A 16,818-nucleotide genomic window follows, 5' to 3' on the forward strand; every position below is an offset into this window, starting at 1 on the left:
ATGGTGAAACCAATGACGAACCCGCTACTCGACACGCTGGCCCTGCCTCGCTTTGGCGATATCCGGCCCGACCAGATCGCGCCCGCGCTCGACCAGGCTCTCGCGGATCACCGCGCTGTCGTGGCCAAGATCGTGGCGTCCCGGCCGACCGATTTCGCGGACGCGTGGCTGCCGCTGGAACGGGCCGACACCGCGATCGCGGGCGTCTGGTCGGCCGTCTCCCACCTGCAGGCCGTGGCGGACGCGCCCGAGCTGCGCGCCGCCTATGGGGCCGGACAGGTGCGACTGGTCGAGAACCATCTTCAGGTCATGCAGAACCGCGCGCTGTACGAGGTGCTGGTCGCGCTGACCGCGACAGCGGATTTCGCCGCACTGCCCAAAACCGATCGAGCCGCCGTCGAGCATATGATCCGCGACTTCACGCTTTCGGGCGTCGCGCTCGCGCCCGAGGATCGCGCCCGCTTCGCGGCCATCTCCGTGGAGTTGTCACAGCTCTCGACCGCGTTTGGCAACGCCGTGCTCGACGCGACCGACGCCTGGTTCGAGCATGTCGAGGACGAAACGCTCCTCGCGGGACTTTCGGACGCGGACAAGGCGATGTTCGCCGAGGCGGCCCGGGCGAAGGGACTGACAGGCTGGGTCGTCACACTCCAGATGCCCAGCGTCAACGCGATCCTGACCTTCGCCGAGGACCGGGGGCTGCGCGAGCGGGTCTATGCCGCATCGGGCACGCGGGCGTCCGACCAGGGCCCGCACGCCGGCCAGTTCGACAATTCCGGGCGGATCGCCGATATTCTCGACCGGCGGCGCGAGGCCGCGCGGCTCCTCGGCTTCGCCGATCCGGTCGCATGGTCGCTCGCCACCAAGATGGCGACCGATGCGGACGCGGTCTTGGCCTTTCTGCGCGATCTCGCCGCGCGCGCGAAGCCGGCCGCGGAGCGGGAAATGGCGGCGCTGGCGGATCATGCCGCCAGGCATTTGAGCATCTCCGATCTTCAACCCTGGGACGTCGCCTATGTCGCCGAGCGGATGCGGCAGGCCTTGTACGCCGTCGACGAGCAAGCGGTGCGCGCCCATTTCCCGGTCGAGCGCGTCATCGCCGGGTGGCGGCGCCTGCTCGACCGGCTGTTCGGTATCCGTCTGATCGCGCGGCCCGATGTCGCCGTCTATCATCCCGACGCCTGTTATTATGACGTGGCGGACGAAGATGGCTCGGTGTTCGCGGGCGTCTATCTCGACCTGCACGCGCGCCCGGGCAAGCGTGGCGGCGCCTGGATGGCGCAAGCGCGGCCGCGGCTCAACGACGGGAATGTCCAGCGCGTGCCGGTCGCCTATCTCGTCTGCAACTTCGCGCCGAAGACCGATGGCAGTCCCGCGCTGCTCAGCCACAAGGAAGTCGTCACCTTCCTGCACGAGACCGGGCATTGCCTGCATCACCTGCTCACCCGCGTCGACCGGCCCAATATCGCCGGCATCAGCGGGTTCGAATGGGATGCGGTCGAACTGCCCAGTCAGTTGATGGAGGATTTCGCCTGGGACAGCGCCGTGCTGGGCGACATGTCCGGCCATTATGTGACGGGCGCGCCGCTGCCCGATGCGCTGTTCGAGACGCTGCTCGCCGCACGCCACTTCCTGTCGGGGATGTTCGTCGTCCGTCAGGTCGAATTCGCGCTGTTTGACCTGTTGCTGCATCGGGGCGTGCTCGGCGCCGACCCCATCGAGGTGATCCAGGCGGTGCGCGACGAGGTGGCGGTCATTCGCCCGCCCGCCTGGCACCGCTTTCCGCACGCCTTCACCCACATCTTCGCGGGCAGCTATGCCTCGGGCTATTACAGCTATCTCTGGGCCGAGGTGCTGGCCGCCGACGGGTTCCAACGCTTCGCCGAGGCTGGGCTGATCGACCGCGGCGTCGCGGCGAGCTTTTGCGAGGAAATCCTCTCCCGGGGCGCGAGCCGCCCGGCGGCCGAGAGCTTCCGCGCCTTCCGCGGACGCGACGCCGACCCGGCCGCGATGCTGGTCCGGCACGGACTGACCGCCGATGCCCGGTGATCGCCGCGAGGCTCTCGTCCAGGCATGGCGGGCCGACGCCATCCGGCGGATAGAGGCGGACTTCAACCGCTCCGCCGACACGCATCTTATCCGGCTGGACTTGGCGCGTTACCCAGGAATTACGCTCTATCTAAAGGACGAGAGCAGCCACCCCACGGGGAGCCTGAAACACCGTCTAGCGCGCTCGCTGTTCCTCTATGCCCTGTGTAACGGCTGGATCAGGCCCGACACCTGCATCATCGAGGCATCTTCGGGATCGACGGCGGTCAGCGAGGCCTATTTCGCGCGGATGCTCGGCTTGCGCTTCATCGCGGTTGTGCCCGCGTCGACGGCGGCGCCCAAGCTCGATGCGATCCGCTTCCACGGCGGTGAAATTCATACGGTCGACGACCCGCGCACCGTCTACGACGTGGCCCAGGGCCTCGCACGCGAGACGAAAGGCCATTATCTCGACCAGTTCACCTATGCCGAACGCGCGACCGACTGGCGGGGCAACAACAATATCGCCGAAAGCATCTTCGCGCAGATGGCTGCGGAGGCGTTCCCGGTTCCGGCATGGATCGTGTGCGGGGCCGGTACGGGCGGGACGTCCGCCACGATCGGCCGCTACATCGCCTATCAGCGCCACGCGACCCGGCTTTGCGTCGCCGATCCGGTTCACTCGGTTTTCCATCGCCATTTCGCTGATCCGACGGTCGTGTCACTGCCGGAAGCGAGCGCCAGTTGCGTCGAGGGGATCGGGCGCCCGCGTGTCGAACCCAGCTTCATCCCCTCGGTGATCGACCGGATGATCGCGGTCGACGACGCCGCCAGCATTGGCGCGATGCGGGCCCTGTCTCATCGTCTGGGGCGTCGGGTAGGCGGCTCCACCGGCACGAACCTGGTAGCCATCGCTCAACTGGTCGATGAGATGGCGAGCCAGGGGGAGACGGGCTCGATCGTGTCGATCCTGTGCGATGGGGGCGATCGATACGGCTGCACCTATTATGACGATCACTGGCTGCGGGAGCGCGGGGTCGACTGGTGGCCCCATGAGATGCTGTTCAGGGCCCAGTTCGATGCGTGAGCGCTCACAGCGCACGCTCGGCGAGCCAGGCGGGGTATCGCCTTGTTGGCCTGGGTGCTGGGCGCGGCGGTTTCGGACCACGCGATAATCTTAGCGCTCGCCCGCGCCGCGCGGCGCGTATCGTCGAGCAGTTGGTCAGCGCTGCGAACGTCGCCCTCCTGGAGGCGTTCCAACGGCAGATGTTGGCGCATGCTGGCCCGGGCGGGCTGGCGAAGACTGCGCCGGCGCGCCTAAGTGCGCGGGCCGGCATGACGCAGATGCGGCTGTGCGGCCCGGTTTAGTTAGCGCAGGGCTTCGCGTTGGCGAGCAACGCCTCAACAAATGTCATGATCAGGCGTCCCGTCGGCGCCTCGCTGTCTTTTCGTCGCTGCAAGGCGAGTCCGTGCGCCAGCGCCATACAGCCCGCCGCCAGCTCGCGCGGATCCAACTGGGGTTCGCGCCCGAGCGAACGGTAAAATCCGGCCACGATGCGCCCGAGCTCCTCGGCGTGAGTCTCGTGGACCTCGTCGTATTCTGCGGCGAACGTCGCCGACCGATGCGCTAGGAGCTGAAGTTCGAGCGCGAGCATCGACCAGTCGATGTCAGCGTTGAGGGCCGCCGCCCAATCGGTAGGGCGCTCTGCGTTCGTTCAACCTGACCTTGCTGATGACGATTGGGGCGGTGCCTTTGGGGGAGGGGAGTGATGGCATCCCGATCCTCCGATGAAGGCCCCTTTGAACACTTGCATCCCGACATTGCGCACTTGGCGACCGGCGACCGGGCTATCCGAAGGGCCGCGATCCTGACGGACCGCTGGGTCAGCTACCCGGCCGCCGAAGACGCGGTCGAGCGGATGTTCGGGATTCTTGCGATGCCGTCGCGGCTGCGCATGCCGTCAGTATTGTTTTGGGCAGTCCCAAACATGGGCAAAAGTTCGATCCAGGTCCATTTCCTCAGCCTGGTTCGCGCACGCTATCCGAGCGAAAGTGAGCCAGAGGAGAAGGACAAGCCTTGGCGCGCCGAGGGCGTGCTCAGGATCGAGGTGAATGACGAGCTCACCGAGAAGCGCTTCTATTGCACTGACCCACCTGACCGCCAATCGGATCAGGATGATGATCCTCGACGAGATTCAGCAATCAAAATTCGTCTAAGATATATTATCGGAAATAATATCCTCCACGACCGACCTTGGGTTTGATGTCACGGATCATATCGGCACCGCTCAGACCGCTATGCAGAATTCCGCAATCAGGTTGACGAATGTCTCGCCAAATCGTGGCCGTTGAAGCCCTGCTAGGATTGAGGGCTTGAGGCCGGCTTCGCGGTTGTCCTTGGACCGTTCTGGCAAGGCAGGCCTTCCCGTGACGGCACTGGAACAGTTCACGGCAAACATTGCGCTAAATGACACCCGCTTCACATACGGTCGCCTGGTGAGGCTTGTTAAGGTCTTCAGTTTCGGCCTTGAGGTTTACGGGTGCGGTTTGAACAATCACGCTTTGCGCGGCTAGGTGGGTCTCAACGCCGCCAAGCGCTCGCTCCAGCTCCCTCCCCCCCATCTCTGCACTGACTGAGGGCAGCAGCTTCCAGACATTGCCCCAGTTCCGCCGAGCACCGCGGGACCGGAGCACGCCTTACAGCGGCCTTAGACGATCAGTCACGTCGGCCGTGCGCCCTTGGCGCATCATCGCCGCCTCCTCCACTGGCCCGACATTGGACGCGCCGCCTGCTAGCGCGGCCGAACTCCGTCCAGCACTAGGGCCGTCACCGCCGCCACGGCCTCCTCCATGAAACCCTTGTCGGACAAAGATCTGCCCGACAGCGCTCGCACCTGAACGGCGAAATCAGCATAGTGTTGGGTTAGGGCCCAGATAGAGAAGATCAGATGCGGCGGTTCGACGGGTGCGAGCCTGCCCGCCGCGACCCAGGCCTGGACCACGGCGACCTTGGCGTCGAACACCGCCTTTAACGGGCCAGCCAGGACCGGCTTCAACAGCGGCGCTCCCCGCAGCATTTCCAGAGCGAACAGACGCGAGACCTCCGGGTGGTCGCGGCTCATGGCCAGTTTGGCCTCGATCAGCGCGCCGATCGCCTCCGCCGGGTCCTCCTCCCGCCGGAAGCGGGCCAGCGGCGCCAGCCATCGCGACAGTCCCTGCTCCAGCACCGCCACGTAAAGCGCGTCCTTGGATGGGTAGTAGTAAAGCAGGTTGGCCTTCGACAGCCCTGCCGCCCGGGCGATGGCGTCGATGCTGGCTCCGTCCAGCCCCAGGCGCGCGAAGACCGACAGCGCCGCGCCCAAGATCGCGCCCTTGCGCGCCTCCCCGGCCTGGGCCCTCCGGCCGGCGGGGGGCGAGACCGGTGCGGCCGTTTCGCCCGCCGATTGGGCGGCCTTGACCAGTGCGCGGGCGCCTGAGCGGCTCTGGCCGCTCGCGCGAGGCGCCGCCCTACGGGGCGGCTTGACGGACTTGGCGGACGGGCCGGCCATCGGATCTCGAACTTGGACCAAATGGTCAGACTTTGACCGGATGGTTCGAATTGCAACGTTCTGCGGGATAGTATTCCATGCGCGCCGGACATCACAAGGAGCCGCTTCGATGAGCGCGCCGATCACCCCGCCCTCCCCCGAGGCCGTGATGCTCCCCGCGCGCCCCGAGCCACTGCCGGTGGCCCCGAAGACGACCGCGGTGATCGTCATCGACATGCAGAACGCCTACGCCTCGCCCGGCGGCTATCTGGACCTGGCCGGCTTCGACATCTCCGGCGCGGCCGGGGTGATCGACAAGATCGCCGAGATCCTGCCCGTGGCCCGGACGGTCGGCATGACCGTGATCTATTTCCAGAACGGCTGGGACGACCAGTACATCGAGGCCGGCGGGCCTGGCTCGCCCAACTGGTGGAAGTCCAACGCCCTGAAGACCATGCGCGCCCGGCCCGAACTGCAGGGCAAGCTCCTGGCGCGCGGCCAGTGGGACTACGAGCTGGTCGATGCGCTGAAGCCCGAGCCCGGCGACATCCGACTGCACAAGACCCGCTATTCCGGCTTCTTCAACAGCCAGCTGGACAGCGTGCTGCGCGCCCGCGGAATCCGGCACTTGGTCTTCGTCGGCATCGCCACCAACGTCTGCGTGGAGTCGACCCTGCGCGACGGCTTCTTCCTCGAATATTTCGGGACCGTGCTGGAAGACGCCACCCACCAGGCGGGCCCTGATTTCGTCCAGAAGGCCGCCCTGTTCAACATCGAGAGCTTCTTTGGCTGGGTCTCGAACACGGCCGATTTCAAGGGGACTTTCGGACAGCTCGCGCCCCGCCCCTAGGGAGGAAACCATGCCCAAGACCGTCATCACCCCACCGGGGACCCAGACCCCGATCGCGCCGTTCTCGCCGGGGACCTTGGCCGACGGGATCGTCTATGTCTCGGGCACCCTGGCCTTCGACAAGGACAACAACGTCGCCTTCCCCGGCGACGCCGAGGCCCAGACCCGTCAGGTGCTGGAATCCATCAAGTCGGTGATCGAGACCGCTGGCGGCACGATGGAGGACGTGGTGATGAACCACATCTTCCTGAACGACTGGGTCCACTACGCGCCGATGAACAAGGTCTACGCCGAGTACTTCCCCGGCGATAAACCCGCCCGCTACTGCATCCAGTGCGGCCTGGTGAAGCCCGGCTTCGTGGTCGAGATCGCCTCGGTCGCCCACGTGGGCAGGGAGTAGACGCCACATGACCTCCGGAACCGTCGATGGCCTGCACTACGAGCTTCACGGCTGGCCGATCGCTGGGCGGGAGGTCGTGTTGCTGTCGTCGGGCCTGGGTGGCTCGGGAGCATTCTGGGCTCCTCAGATGAAGGCCCTGACCGGGCGCTGGCCGGTCGTCACCTACGACCATCGCGGCACGGGGCGCAGCGTCCGCGCCCTGCCGCCCGGCCCTTACGCCGTCGACGACATGGGCCGGGACATGGTCAAGGTCATGGACGCCCTGGGTCTAGCCAAGGCCCACGTGGTCGGCCACGCGGCCGGCGGCAATGCGGGCTTGGCCCTGGCGCTGAGCCACCCCGATCGCCTGGGTAGGCTGGTGGTCGTCAACGGCTGGTCGCGGCCCGACCCGCACATCCGGCGCTGCTTCGACACTCGCCTTCATCTGCTGAACGACACGGGCCCCGAGGCCTATGTCCATGCCCAGCCGATCTTCCTCTATCCAGCCGACTGGATCTCGCGGAATCACGCCCGCCTGATGGCCGAGGAGGCCCATCACGTGGCGGGCTTCCCGCCCCACGAGGTGATGCTGGCGCGGATCAACGCCCTCCTGGCCTTCGACATCGACGCGCGGCTGGAGGAGATCCCCCACCGCGTCCTAGTCAGCGCCAGCGCCGACGACATGCTGGTCCCGATGAGCTGCTCCCAGCGCCTCGCCGCGCGCCTGCCCAACGCCGACTTCCAGCAGGTCGCCTGGGGCGGCCACGGCTTCACCGTCACCGATCCCGAGACCTTCAACGAAGGTCTGATCCAGTTTCTGGAGGGCGCGTGAGCGCGCCCGTCATCTCAAGAGCCACGGGGGAATAGTCCCATGCAGGTCGGCGTCTTCATTCCCATCGGCAACAACGGCTGGCTGATCTCCGAGACCTCGCCGCAGTACATGCCAAGCTTCGAGCTGAACAAGGAGATCACCCAGAAGGCCGAGACATACGGCTTCGACTTCGCCCTCTCGATGATCAAGTTGCGCGGGTTTGGCGGCAAGACGCAGTTCTGGGAGCACAATCTGGAGAGCTTCACCCTGATGGCGGGCCTCGCCGCGGTGACCTCCAAGATCAAGATCTTCGCGACCGTGGCCACCCTGACCATCCCGCCGGCCATCGTGGCGCGGATGGCCTCGACCATCGACTCGATCGCCCCCGGCCGCTTCGGCGTGAACCTGGTCACCGGCTGGCAGAAGGCCGAGTATTCGCAGATGGGCCTCTGGCCCGGCGAGGCGCACTACACCGACCGCTACAACTACCTGGCCGAATACACGACCGTGCTGAAGGACCTGCTGGAGACCGGCACCTCGGACTTCAAGGGCAAGTACTTCACCATGGAGGACTGCCGGGTTAGCCCGCACCCGAAGGAGACCAAGCTGATTTGCGCCGGCTCCTCCGACGAGGGCCTAGCCTTCACGGCGCAGTACGCCGACTACAGCTTCGCCCTGGGCAAGGGGACCAACACCCCGACCGCCTTCGCCTCGGTGAACAAGCGCCTGGAGGCGGCGGCTGAAAAGACCGGCCGGGACGTCAAGTCTTTCATTCTGTTCATGATCATCGCCGACGAGACTGACGAGAAGGCGATGGCCAAGTGGCAAAAGTACCGCGACGGCGCGGACCAGGAGGCGCTGGCTTGGTTGACCCAGCAAGCCGCTCCGAACGCCAAGGCCGGCGCGACGACCAACACCACCCAGCTGGCGGCGCCGGAGTCGGCGGTGAACCTGAACATGGGCACGCTGGTCGGCAGCTACGAAAGCGTCGCGCGCATGATGGACGAGATCGCCGAGGTCCCCGGCACGGCGGGCGTTCTGCTGACCTTCGACGACTTTGTGCAGGGTGTGGAAGGCTTCGGGATCAAGATCCAGCCGCTGATGAAAAGCCGCATACAACGGTGAGCGTTGCCCACCTGTTCGGCTAGGCGCGTCTACAAGCAAGGCGCGCGGACAAGCCAACGCTAAAGGCTGGAGCCGCGCGCCGGCGCCAATGACGGTTCCGGCCTCTGCCCGAGCCATTACCCATGGCGGCTTATGCGGCGCGAGCGCGCCACTACCGGACCTTGATGCGCGCCCGGGAACCGGACATCGAGCGCGCCAGGAGCGGGGGCGAGATCGCCCCGTTGCCGGCCTTCAGCGAATAGGGCCTGATGTCCGTTGTCCGTCCATACTCCAGACTTCAACCGCCTTGTCGATGGCGCGGCCGTCTAAACGCGGGGCCTCCGCTACCTGAGTTCCGCGCCTCGCCGCCTGGGCTATGAAGAAGCCGCGGGCGAAGCGGAGGTCATAGGATGAATTGCGCGCCTGGGCGTTGATCCTCGATCACGCACCGCGCCAGGCTTTGGGCGACACCTTTGGGGTCGGCCTGATCGGAGACGGCCCTCAGATCAATGTCCAGTTTTCGGGGCGTCGCCTCGATCAAGGTGTAGCCCGAGCGTTCGATGTCGGCGAAGCGGACGTGGTCATTGCGGGCCCGGACATCGCCATAACGCGCCGCCGGCGCGTGGCTGGCGGCCAGGCATGTCGTCACGAGTTCGGTCGCCACGGGCTTCGCGTCGGCTTGGCCGATCCGCAGGTCGTTGACCATGTAGGCATGGATGTCGCCGCTTAGGACCACGGCGTTGCGCACCGATGGACGGGTCATGCCGCGCATAAGGCGGTCCCGCGCGGCGGCGTAGCCGTCCCATTGATCCGACATCACGCCGTCGGGCGTTTCGATCGGCGCGACCACCGTCTGCTGAGCCAGCAGGGTCCAGCGCCCGCGCTCGGCCTTCAGCGTCCGGTCCAGCCAGAGCTCCTGGGCCGCGCCCAGCATGGTGCGGTCTGGCGCGCTCATCCCGGGACAGTCGCGGCGCGCTCGGTTCCCGCTCTGACCTGGAGGATTGCAGGCCTGGGGCGAGCGGTACCGCCGCCCATCCAATACCGGCAAGCTCAACAGATCCCCCCACGCGAGGTGCCGATAGAGTCGTGGCTCGCCTGGACGCGCCCACAGGCTGGGGCGCACCGGCAGGTGCTCGAAGTAGGCCTGGTAGGCGGCCGCCCGCCGACGGGCGAAGACCTGAGGATCCAGCCCCTTCAGGTTGGCCAGGTCGGCGTAGTCGTTCTCGACCTCATGGTCGTCCCAGGTCACGATCCAGGGCGCCAGCCGATGGGCCTCGCGAAGGTCGTGATCGGACTTGTAGGTCGCGTGCCGCCGACGATAGCCGTCCAAGTCCGTGGGTTCGGGCGCGTCGAAGCGACGGACCTTTGGAAACTGATCGTAGCTGTTCTCGTAGATGTAGTCGCCCAACTGCACGATCAGGTCGGGTTGGGCGGCGACCATGTCGCGATAGGCGCTGAACCAGCCCAGTTCAAAATGCTGGCACGAGCTGACGGCGATCCGCGCGCGTTCGGCGTGCTCCGGCGCGGTGGCGGTGCGGCCGACCGGGCTGACCGCGCCCAAGGCGTGAAACCGGTACCAGTAAGGTCGGCCGGGGCGCAAACCCGAGAGCTCGACGTGAACCGAATGGCCCAAGGTCGGCGTCGCCGCGCGGCGGCCACGCCGCACGATACGGCGGAAGGCCTCGTCCTCGGCGACCTCATAGGCGACGGGAACGGCCGGTGCGTCGAGCGACGCGCCGCCGGCGCCGAGGCGGGTCCACAGTACGAAGCCGTCGGTCGACGGATCACCGCTGGCCACGCCCATCGCAAAGGGCTCGGCGGGCGCGGCCCGGCGGATCTCCAGTCCCTGCGTCGCCGTCGCGCGGGCCAGGAAAAGGCCGGTCGAGGCCGTCATCATCGCGCGGCGGGTCAGCAGGGACATCGCTGGGATCCCATCAAGAGAACGAAGTGAGGCGATCCAGCCCAAGGACCGGATCGCCCCGCGATCAAAAGTCGAACCGCGCGCCGATCCCGTAGGTGGCGGGCGCTCCAACCAGTCGAGCCGCGCCGTTCAGCTCGGGGAAATAGACCTCGTCGGTTATGTTGCGGCCATAGGCATAGAGCGTCCAGTTCGACGGGGTGGCCAAGTCCACGCGGGCGTTGACCAGGGTGTAGGCCTTGGCCGTGTTGCCCGGCGTGGCGTTCAGGCGGTTGGATTCCTCGCCATGGTGTGTGACGCCAACGCGGCTGCGCAGCGACCAGCCTTCCTTCAGGGTGATGCTGTGGTTCAGGCTGGCGGTGGCCGACACGTCCGGCGCGCCCGGCAGCGGATCGCCAACGGTCTGCAGCACCTCGGCCACCCGGTTGGACGAGAACGACAGGACCTCGGTGTCCAGCCACGCGGCGTTGACGTCGAAGCTCAGGCTCTGGCGCTCGGTGCGCAGCAACTGAGCGCTGAGCGCCACCTCGATACCCTTGCTGCTGGCCTTGCCGACATTGGCCCGGCCGTTGGTGTCGTTGGCCAGCCGCGTCGTGGCCTGCAGTTCGCTGAAGCGATAGTCGAACGCGTCCAGCGACAGACGCAGGCGCGGCGTGGTCCAGCGCAGGCCCGCCTCGTAGGCGCGCACGGTCTCCGAGGCGAAGGGCTTGGTCTCGGCCACCGTGAAGATCGAGGTGCCGTCGAAACCGCCGCCGCGATAGCCCGTGCCGGCCGATACGAAGACGTTCAGGCTGGGCGTGACGTCGTACTTCACGGTCAGGCGGCCCGAGACGTTGTCGTCGTCGAACTTCTCGTCCCATGCGAACGGGTTGGTGGTGGCGAAGGTGGTCGTGAAGGTGCTGATGCCCCACGGATTGTGGTCGACGTTGCGGCCGACATAGTGGGCGTTGTCGCGCGTGTAGCGCAGACCCGCCGACACCTGCAGGCGCTCGAGCGGGTGGTAGTCGGCCTGGCCGAACAGGGCGAAGCTGTTGCGTTCCTGGCGGTGCAGATTGTCGTAGTTGGTCAGCGCCGAGTAGCTGATCCAGTTGGTGTTGAACTTGACGTCGTCGGTCACGTAAAAGGCGCCGGCGATCCAGTCCAGCTTGCCGCCCGTGTCGTCGGCCAGGCGCAGTTCCAGAGACGACTGGCTGAGCTTCTCCTTGGCGTCGAAATACGAGGCTGGATAGGGCGAGCCATCGCCGTTGCCCCGCACCGAACGCTTGCTGCCCTGCCAGCCGCTGATGGCGGTGAAGTTCAGGTTCTCCCGAACCTTGTGACTAAAGCTCGCCGAGCCGCCGTAGATGTCGATCCTCTGGGTCGGATAACCCGTCGAGTAGAACTCATAAGGATCGTTGTTCTCGCCGGCGTTGGCGATCGTGGCGTCCTGGGCCCGCGAAATCCGATCGTACTGACGGGTGTCGCCCCGGTCGCGGCTGCCGAACAGCTTCACGACAAAATCGCTCTCCGGGGCCATCTTGAAGTCAAACGTCGCGCGGCCGGCGACCAGGTCCTTGTCGCCGAAACCCTTTCGGCGGCCCGGATCAACCAGCGCCGGCACCTGGGTCTGGACCACGCCGCGCACCGACGGACGGAAGCCGGCCAGAAGGCCCGCGCCGGCGCCATCCATGAAGCCGCCGCCATTCTGAGCCAGGACGGCCAGACGCACGCCTAGGGTCTCGCTGACGGGCCCGCCGACCGAGGCCTCCATCTCGGTGTAGTCGTAGCTGCCGTACTCGACGCGGCCCGAGCCTTCGAGAACCTGACCAGGACCCCGGGTGATCGCGTTGATGACGCCGGCCGTGGTGTTGCGGCCATAGAGCGTGCCTTGCGGACCCTTGAGCACTTCGATGCGATCGAGGTCGAACAACGGCATGCCCAGATAGGCGTTCGAGGTCTGGTAGACGCCGTCGACGTGCAGGGCGACCGAGGGGTTGCCATTGGGCTTGTAGTCATCGGCGCCGCCGATGCCGCGGATGCTGATCAGACCGTAGTTGGTGCCGCCGAAGGCATAGTTCACCGACACGCCGGCGACCTGATCGACCAGATCGACCACATTGGTGATCCCGCGCCGCTGGGCGTCACCGCCCTCGACGACGGTCACGGCGATCGGGACATTCTCGATCCGCGCCGAGCGCTTCTGGGCCGTGACGATGACTTCTTCCAGCTCGGCGACGACCGGATTTTCCTGCACCGAGATCAGGAAGGTCCGCGGTCCGGTAGCCGTTGCCTTCAGGCCCGAACCCGCCAGGAGGTCGCGCAGCGCCTCGGCGGGCGGACGCGTGCCGATCACGGCGTTGGCCCGTTTGCCCTTCACGAGGTTCGACGCATAGAGCACCTGCACGTCGGCCTGCTTGGCGAAGGCCGGCAGGGCCAGGTCCAGGGGTTGGGTGGGCAGGGTGAAGGCCACCGGCGGCGCGGCGGGCTCCTGGGCCAGGGCCGGCGCGGCCGCGCCCAGGACCAGCAGGGCGCAGCAGGCCATCAGGCCGCGCCGAAGACCGGCGGCGTGGGAAACTCGGTTCGTCATCGTGCTTTCCTAGGCAAATCCGGCCCCCGTCGACCGATCATCCCCAGGAACCGCGGCCCCGCTGAAAGCCTCACCTTGTCGTGAAAATTTCATCGAATGCCGGAACGCCAGCCGCTGTCATTCGGCGATCTCCCAGGTCGTCCGGTCGACCTGCTGGACGCGCACGCCAAAGCCCGCCCGCAGGGCGTTGGCGAACTCGCGCGCCCCGTCGTAGCGGAACGATCCGGAGATCCGGATGTCGTTCAGCCGCGCGCCCGGAACCAGGGACAACTGGTCGCTGGAGTAGCGATTGAACGCCGCGACGACTTGCGGCAACGGCGTGTCGTTGAACACCAGCCGACCATCGCGCCAAGCCGTCAGCGCGTCGAGATCCGCCGCCGCCACGGACTTTGGCCCGGCCTGACCCGACAGCATATGGCCAGTCGTCAGCCTTCGCGCCGCGGCCTGTCCAGCCGCGACGACGTCGAGCGCTCCATCCTCGATAAGAATCTGCGCCTTATCGCCCTGCTTGGTCACCTGGAAGCGCCCGCCGCTGCCCTGGGCGCGCTCATCGCCGACAACGACCTGGAACGGCCGGTCGGGGGCCGAGCGCATGTCGAAGTAGGCCTGTCCCTCGACGAGCCGCACACGACGACGCTGGGCGTCGTACTGCACACGCACGCTCGACAGCGGGGCCAGGGTTACGCTCGATCCGTCCGGCAACGGGGCGGTAAGACGCTCACCCGCGCCGGTGCGGATCGTCGCGCCGGCCGTGCTGGCCATCATCACCGCGACGCCGCCCCCGCCCGCCGCCGTCACGGCGCCGACGAGGCTGAAGATCATGCGCCGACGGCTGATCCCAGCCGCCTCGCGCAACGCAGCCGCGCGCATCGCGATCAGGCCATCAGCCCCCTTGGCCGCCGCCAGGGACGACCAAGCGTCGGCGGTTTCCTGGTATGCCTCGGCGTTGCCGGGCGCTTCGAGCCATTCAAGGAAAGCCTTGCGGTCGTCCGCCGCCAGCGGCCCCCGATCGGCCTTGGCGAACCATTGGGCGGCCTGATCTTCGTGAACGATGCGACGCCCCATCAGCCCTGCTCCCGCAAGGCGTTGCGCAGAACAGCCATCGACCGCACGAGATGCTTCTCAACGGCGCTGACCGAGATGTTCAGTCGGGCGGCGATCTGGGCGTGGCTCATGTCCTCGAAGCGACGAAGAATGACGATCGTGCGCGCCCGAGGCGACAGCGACTTGAGGGCGACCTGGATGCGTTCCAGGTTCTGTCGCCCGCCGATGACGTCCTCCGCGCCCGGGAGGTCGTCAGCCAGGTCGATACGATCCAAGTCGACCGCGCTCAGCAGCGGCCGCGCCCGTTCCCGCTTCACCTTGTCGCGAAGGAGGTTCGCCGCGGCCTCGAATACGTAGCCGTCGATGCTTTCCAGGGTCATCAGGCCAGGGCGACGCAGCAGTCGCAGGAACAGGTCCTGCACCAATTCCTCGCTGTCAGGCCGCGAACCGGTGCGGCGGGTGAAGTAGCGGAGCAACGGGATACGAAGGCGTCGGGTCAGGGCCTCAAAGCGCTCGGCGCCTGGCGGGCCGGCCGACTCCCGCGTCAGACCTTGATCGGAGGCTGGAATGGACATGAGCCGGCCATGCCAGCGCCTGACGACAATCGTGTGAAACTTCCGTTGGAGACCCTGGTGACTACAACGCGCCAGAAGCCGCCGCTGGCTCGCCTCCAGGAACCTGACATTCACCACCGCCCCAGCGCCGAGCACGATCAGGCGGCGCGCGGATGGTCTACCGCTGTGCTTGTTGGGTCGTCGTTCCTCCCCGCTCCCCGGTCCGGCTCGGGTGGCGCTCGGCCATGTAGCGACCCGGCGCGGCGCCAAGGGCCTTGCGGAACATGGTCACGAAACTGGGCGCGCTCTCGTAGCCCAGATCGGCCGCCACTTGCTGGATCGAGGCGCCAGCCGCCAGCCACTGCACGGCCAGGACCACGCTCAGTTGCTGGCGCCAGCGCCCAAAGCTCATCCCTGTCTCGCGGCTGATCAATCGCACCAGTGTCCGTTCGCTGAGGCCGCCGCGCTTGGCCCACCCCTTCAGCGTGCCCCGCTTGGCGGGCGCGGCCATCATCTCCTCGACCATGGCCCGCAGCCGGATGTCGGTTGGCATCGGCAGATGGAGCTCCTCGACCTGGGCGGCGGCGATCTCGTCCAGCAGCACCGACATCAGCCGCGTGTTCGCGCCACTCTTCTCGTAGAGCGCCGGCAGGTTGGCGGCGCGGATCAAAAGCTCGCGCAGAAGCGGCGTCACCGAAACGGTGCAGCAGCCGCGCGGCAGGCCGACCTCGGCGGTCGTGGCGATGAAGGCGCCATAGCCCTCCATCGGACCCGAGGCCTTGATGGCGTGCCGCATGCCGCCCGGGATCCAGATCGCGCTACGCGGCGGGACGATCCAGAGTCCGCCCTCAACCTCACAGCTCAGAGCCCCGTGCTGCACTAACAGGACCTGGCCCTTGGCGTGATGGTGCGGCTCCAGTTCGAAGGAGCCAATCTCGGTCGACGCCATGCCGAAGGCGACGACAAGCCTGGGTACGTCGTCGGGCTCGATCCACTCCGAGGGATCCGAGGCGTCGGTCAGGATGGGCATGGACCGAGCTTAACATGCGATTTGGCGCAAACGAATAATAGGCTGTCCAGAGTTCGTAATGACGCCAGACCCATCGCGGCCCTATCCCATAGCCATCGAGGCTGTAGCGGCCTCGCCGAACGGGAAAGGAAGTTTCGTGACCACGCTGAACAGCCCAGCCAACGGCTATCTCTCCCAGCCGCTGGATATCGACGAGGGCCGGGGCAACGAGCTTACCGCGAGGGGCGGCTGATGGACGCCTCCAGGAGTGGATTGGGCGGCGTGTTGCGCCGCCTGCTGATGCGGCCCGCGACGGTGGCCGCGAACGAGCCGATCGCTGGACGCTTCCATCTAATCACCCTGGAGGGACCGGCCTTGCGCGACGCGGCCTGGACGCCCGGCCAGAAGGTCCAGATCGCCATGGGCGCGTCGTTCCTCACCCGCACCTACACGCCTCTCGACTGGGACGCCGTGGCCGGGCGGTTCCGCATCCTGGGCTATGCGCACGGCGACGGGCCCGGCAGCGCCTGGATCCGCGACGCCGGACCGGGCGCGGTTTGCGACGTGTTCGGCCCCCGGGACTCTATCGACCCACGCGCCGCTTCCGCGTCCTTGGCGCTCTTCGGCGACGAGACCTCGATTGGCCTGGCCCATGCCCTGGCCGCCGGGCGGCGGGCAACCCATCACTTCGAACTGGACGATCCGCAGTCCGGCGGCGCGGTGCTGGAGCATCTGGGGTTTGCCCATGCGACGCTGTTCGAGCGACGCGCCACCGATGTCCATGTCGACCGCATGGAGGTCGCGCTAGCGCCGCTCGCCGTCGCTGGGGCCGCCTTCGTGCTGACCGGCAAGGCCGGGACGGTGCAGCGGCTTCGCCAAGCGCTCAAACTCCTGGGCGTGCCGTCGTCGCGGATCTCCACCAAGGCCTATTGGGCGCCGGGCAAGACAGGTCTCGATTGATCGAGGCGCCACCCGCCCCTTCCGGGTCTCTCGGGGCAGGGCAAGGAGCGGCATGCGCCAGGAGCGGA

At 67.0% G+C, this 16,818-nt stretch carries 15 protein-coding genes; 8 read left to right on the forward strand and 7 right to left on the reverse strand.

The annotated features are described in order from the left end of the window. Positions 1–12: 12 nt before the first annotated feature. Both J2728_RS09655 and J2728_RS09660 read left to right on the forward strand, forming a co-directional pair. A complete protein-coding gene (locus J2728_RS09655) occupies positions 13–2,049 on the forward strand; it encodes a M3 family metallopeptidase (protein WP_309998662.1) in 2,037 nt (678 codons plus the stop codon). After that, positions 2,039–3,115 (forward strand): PLP-dependent cysteine synthase family protein, encoded by a 1,077-nt coding sequence (locus J2728_RS09660; protein WP_309998663.1) that lies wholly within the window; start codon positions 2,039–2,041, stop codon positions 3,113–3,115. Before J2728_RS09655 ends, J2728_RS09660 begins: the two co-directional genes overlap by 11 nt. Positions 3,116–3,392: 277 nt before the next feature. Here the strand turns inward: J2728_RS09660 and J2728_RS09665 are convergent, their stop codons facing one another. Further along, entirely contained in the window at positions 3,393–3,683 is a 291-nt protein-coding gene (locus tag J2728_RS09665; protein WP_309998664.1) for a hypothetical protein, read from the reverse strand. 114 nt (positions 3,684–3,797) lie between these two features. Between J2728_RS09665 and J2728_RS09670 the strand changes: the two genes are divergently transcribed. After that, entirely contained in the window at positions 3,798–4,292 is a 495-nt protein-coding gene (locus tag J2728_RS09670) for a TniB family NTP-binding protein (RefSeq protein ID WP_309998666.1), read from the forward strand. A 528-nt stretch (positions 4,293–4,820) separates the two neighbouring features. Here the strand turns inward: J2728_RS09670 and rutR are convergent. Further along, complete coding sequence (gene rutR / locus J2728_RS09675) at positions 4,821–5,576, reverse strand: HTH-type transcriptional regulator RutR (protein ID WP_309998668.1); 756 nt, start codon at positions 5,574–5,576, stop codon at positions 4,821–4,823. 109 nt (positions 5,577–5,685) lie between these two features. Here rutR and rutB point away from each other — a divergent pair, with 109 nt between their 5' ends. Genes rutB through rutA form a run of 4 tightly spaced genes read left to right on the forward strand, consistent with a single transcriptional unit; the run spans position 5,686 to position 8,720 of the window. Beyond that, entirely contained in the window at positions 5,686–6,405 is a 720-nt protein-coding gene (gene rutB / locus J2728_RS09680) for a pyrimidine utilization protein B (protein WP_309998670.1), read from the forward strand. 10 nt (positions 6,406–6,415) lie between these two features. Beyond that, a complete protein-coding gene (rutC, locus tag J2728_RS09685) occupies positions 6,416–6,805 on the forward strand; it encodes a pyrimidine utilization protein C (protein WP_309998672.1) in 390 nt (129 codons plus the stop codon). A gap of 7 nt (positions 6,806–6,812) precedes the next feature. Further along, entirely contained in the window at positions 6,813–7,616 is an 804-nt protein-coding gene (gene rutD / locus J2728_RS09690; protein ID WP_309998673.1) for a pyrimidine utilization protein D, read from the forward strand. A gap of 39 nt (positions 7,617–7,655) precedes the next feature. Beyond that, on the forward strand, positions 7,656–8,720 hold the full coding sequence (rutA, locus tag J2728_RS09695; protein WP_309998675.1) for a pyrimidine utilization protein A: 1,065 nt from the start codon (positions 7,656–7,658) through the stop codon (positions 8,718–8,720). A 382-nt stretch (positions 8,721–9,102) separates the two neighbouring features. Here rutA and J2728_RS09700 read toward each other — a convergent pair whose 3' ends face one another. The 5 genes from J2728_RS09700 to J2728_RS09720 all read right to left on the reverse strand — a co-directional run bounded on the left by J2728_RS09700 (position 9,103) and on the right by J2728_RS09720 (position 15,811). After that, positions 9,103–10,620, reverse strand: coding sequence for an alkaline phosphatase D family protein (locus J2728_RS09700; RefSeq protein WP_309998677.1), 1,518 nt, complete (start codon positions 10,618–10,620; stop codon positions 9,103–9,105). 64 nt (positions 10,621–10,684) lie between these two features. Continuing rightward, positions 10,685–13,183, reverse strand: coding sequence for a TonB-dependent receptor (locus J2728_RS09705; protein WP_309998679.1), 2,499 nt, complete (start codon positions 13,181–13,183; stop codon positions 10,685–10,687). A 117-nt stretch (positions 13,184–13,300) separates the two neighbouring features. Beyond that, the gene (locus J2728_RS09710) at positions 13,301–14,248 is read right to left on the reverse strand and encodes a FecR family protein (protein ID WP_309998680.1); all 948 of its coding nucleotides are present in this window, start codon (positions 14,246–14,248) and stop codon (positions 13,301–13,303) included. Beyond that, on the reverse strand, positions 14,248–14,802 hold the full coding sequence (locus J2728_RS09715; RefSeq protein WP_309998682.1) for an RNA polymerase sigma factor: 555 nt from the start codon (positions 14,800–14,802) through the stop codon (positions 14,248–14,250). Before J2728_RS09715 ends, J2728_RS09710 begins: the two co-directional genes overlap by 1 nt. A 157-nt stretch (positions 14,803–14,959) precedes the next feature. Then, a complete protein-coding gene (locus tag J2728_RS09720) occupies positions 14,960–15,811 on the reverse strand; it encodes an AraC family transcriptional regulator (protein WP_309998683.1) in 852 nt (283 codons plus the stop codon). A gap of 231 nt (positions 15,812–16,042) precedes the next feature. Here J2728_RS09720 and J2728_RS09725 point away from each other — a divergent pair, with 231 nt between their 5' ends. Next, entirely contained in the window at positions 16,043–16,750 is a 708-nt protein-coding gene (locus J2728_RS09725) for a siderophore-interacting protein (protein WP_309998684.1), read from the forward strand. Positions 16,751–16,818: the final 68 nt, after the last annotated feature.

It is taken from the genome of Caulobacter segnis, from assembly GCF_031454995.1.
GTDB classification, from domain to species: Bacteria; Pseudomonadota; Alphaproteobacteria; order Caulobacterales; family Caulobacteraceae; genus Caulobacter; species Caulobacter segnis_E.

Excerpts from the sequence above, each read along its gene's own strand:
- J2728_RS09655 (WP_309998662.1), top strand. The coding sequence starts at position 13 with ATGACGAACCCGCTACTCGACACGCTGGCCCTGCCTCGCTTTGGCGAT.
- J2728_RS09660 (WP_309998663.1), top strand. The coding sequence starts at position 2,039 with ATGCCCGGTGATCGCCGCGAGGCTCTCGTCCAGGCATGGCGGGCCGAC.
- J2728_RS09665 (WP_309998664.1), bottom strand. The coding sequence starts at position 3,683 with ATGCTCGCGCTCGAACTTCAGCTCCTAGCGCATCGGTCGGCGACGTTC.
- J2728_RS09670 (WP_309998666.1), top strand. The coding sequence starts at position 3,798 with ATGGCATCCCGATCCTCCGATGAAGGCCCCTTTGAACACTTGCATCCC.
- rutR (WP_309998668.1), bottom strand. The coding sequence starts at position 5,576 with ATGGCCGGCCCGTCCGCCAAGTCCGTCAAGCCGCCCCGTAGGGCGGCG.
- rutB (WP_309998670.1), top strand. The coding sequence starts at position 5,686 with ATGAGCGCGCCGATCACCCCGCCCTCCCCCGAGGCCGTGATGCTCCCC.
- rutC (WP_309998672.1), top strand. The coding sequence starts at position 6,416 with ATGCCCAAGACCGTCATCACCCCACCGGGGACCCAGACCCCGATCGCG.
- rutD (WP_309998673.1), top strand. The coding sequence starts at position 6,813 with ATGACCTCCGGAACCGTCGATGGCCTGCACTACGAGCTTCACGGCTGG.
- rutA (WP_309998675.1), top strand. The coding sequence starts at position 7,656 with ATGCAGGTCGGCGTCTTCATTCCCATCGGCAACAACGGCTGGCTGATC.
- J2728_RS09700 (WP_309998677.1), bottom strand. The coding sequence starts at position 10,620 with ATGTCCCTGCTGACCCGCCGCGCGATGATGACGGCCTCGACCGGCCTT.
- J2728_RS09705 (WP_309998679.1), bottom strand. The coding sequence starts at position 13,183 with ATGACGAACCGAGTTTCCCACGCCGCCGGTCTTCGGCGCGGCCTGATG.
- J2728_RS09710 (WP_309998680.1), bottom strand. The coding sequence starts at position 14,248 with ATGGGGCGTCGCATCGTTCACGAAGATCAGGCCGCCCAATGGTTCGCC.
- J2728_RS09715 (WP_309998682.1), bottom strand. The coding sequence starts at position 14,802 with ATGTCCATTCCAGCCTCCGATCAAGGTCTGACGCGGGAGTCGGCCGGC.
- J2728_RS09720 (WP_309998683.1), bottom strand. The coding sequence starts at position 15,811 with ATGCCCATCCTGACCGACGCCTCGGATCCCTCGGAGTGGATCGAGCCC.
- J2728_RS09725 (WP_309998684.1), top strand. The coding sequence starts at position 16,043 with ATGGACGCCTCCAGGAGTGGATTGGGCGGCGTGTTGCGCCGCCTGCTG.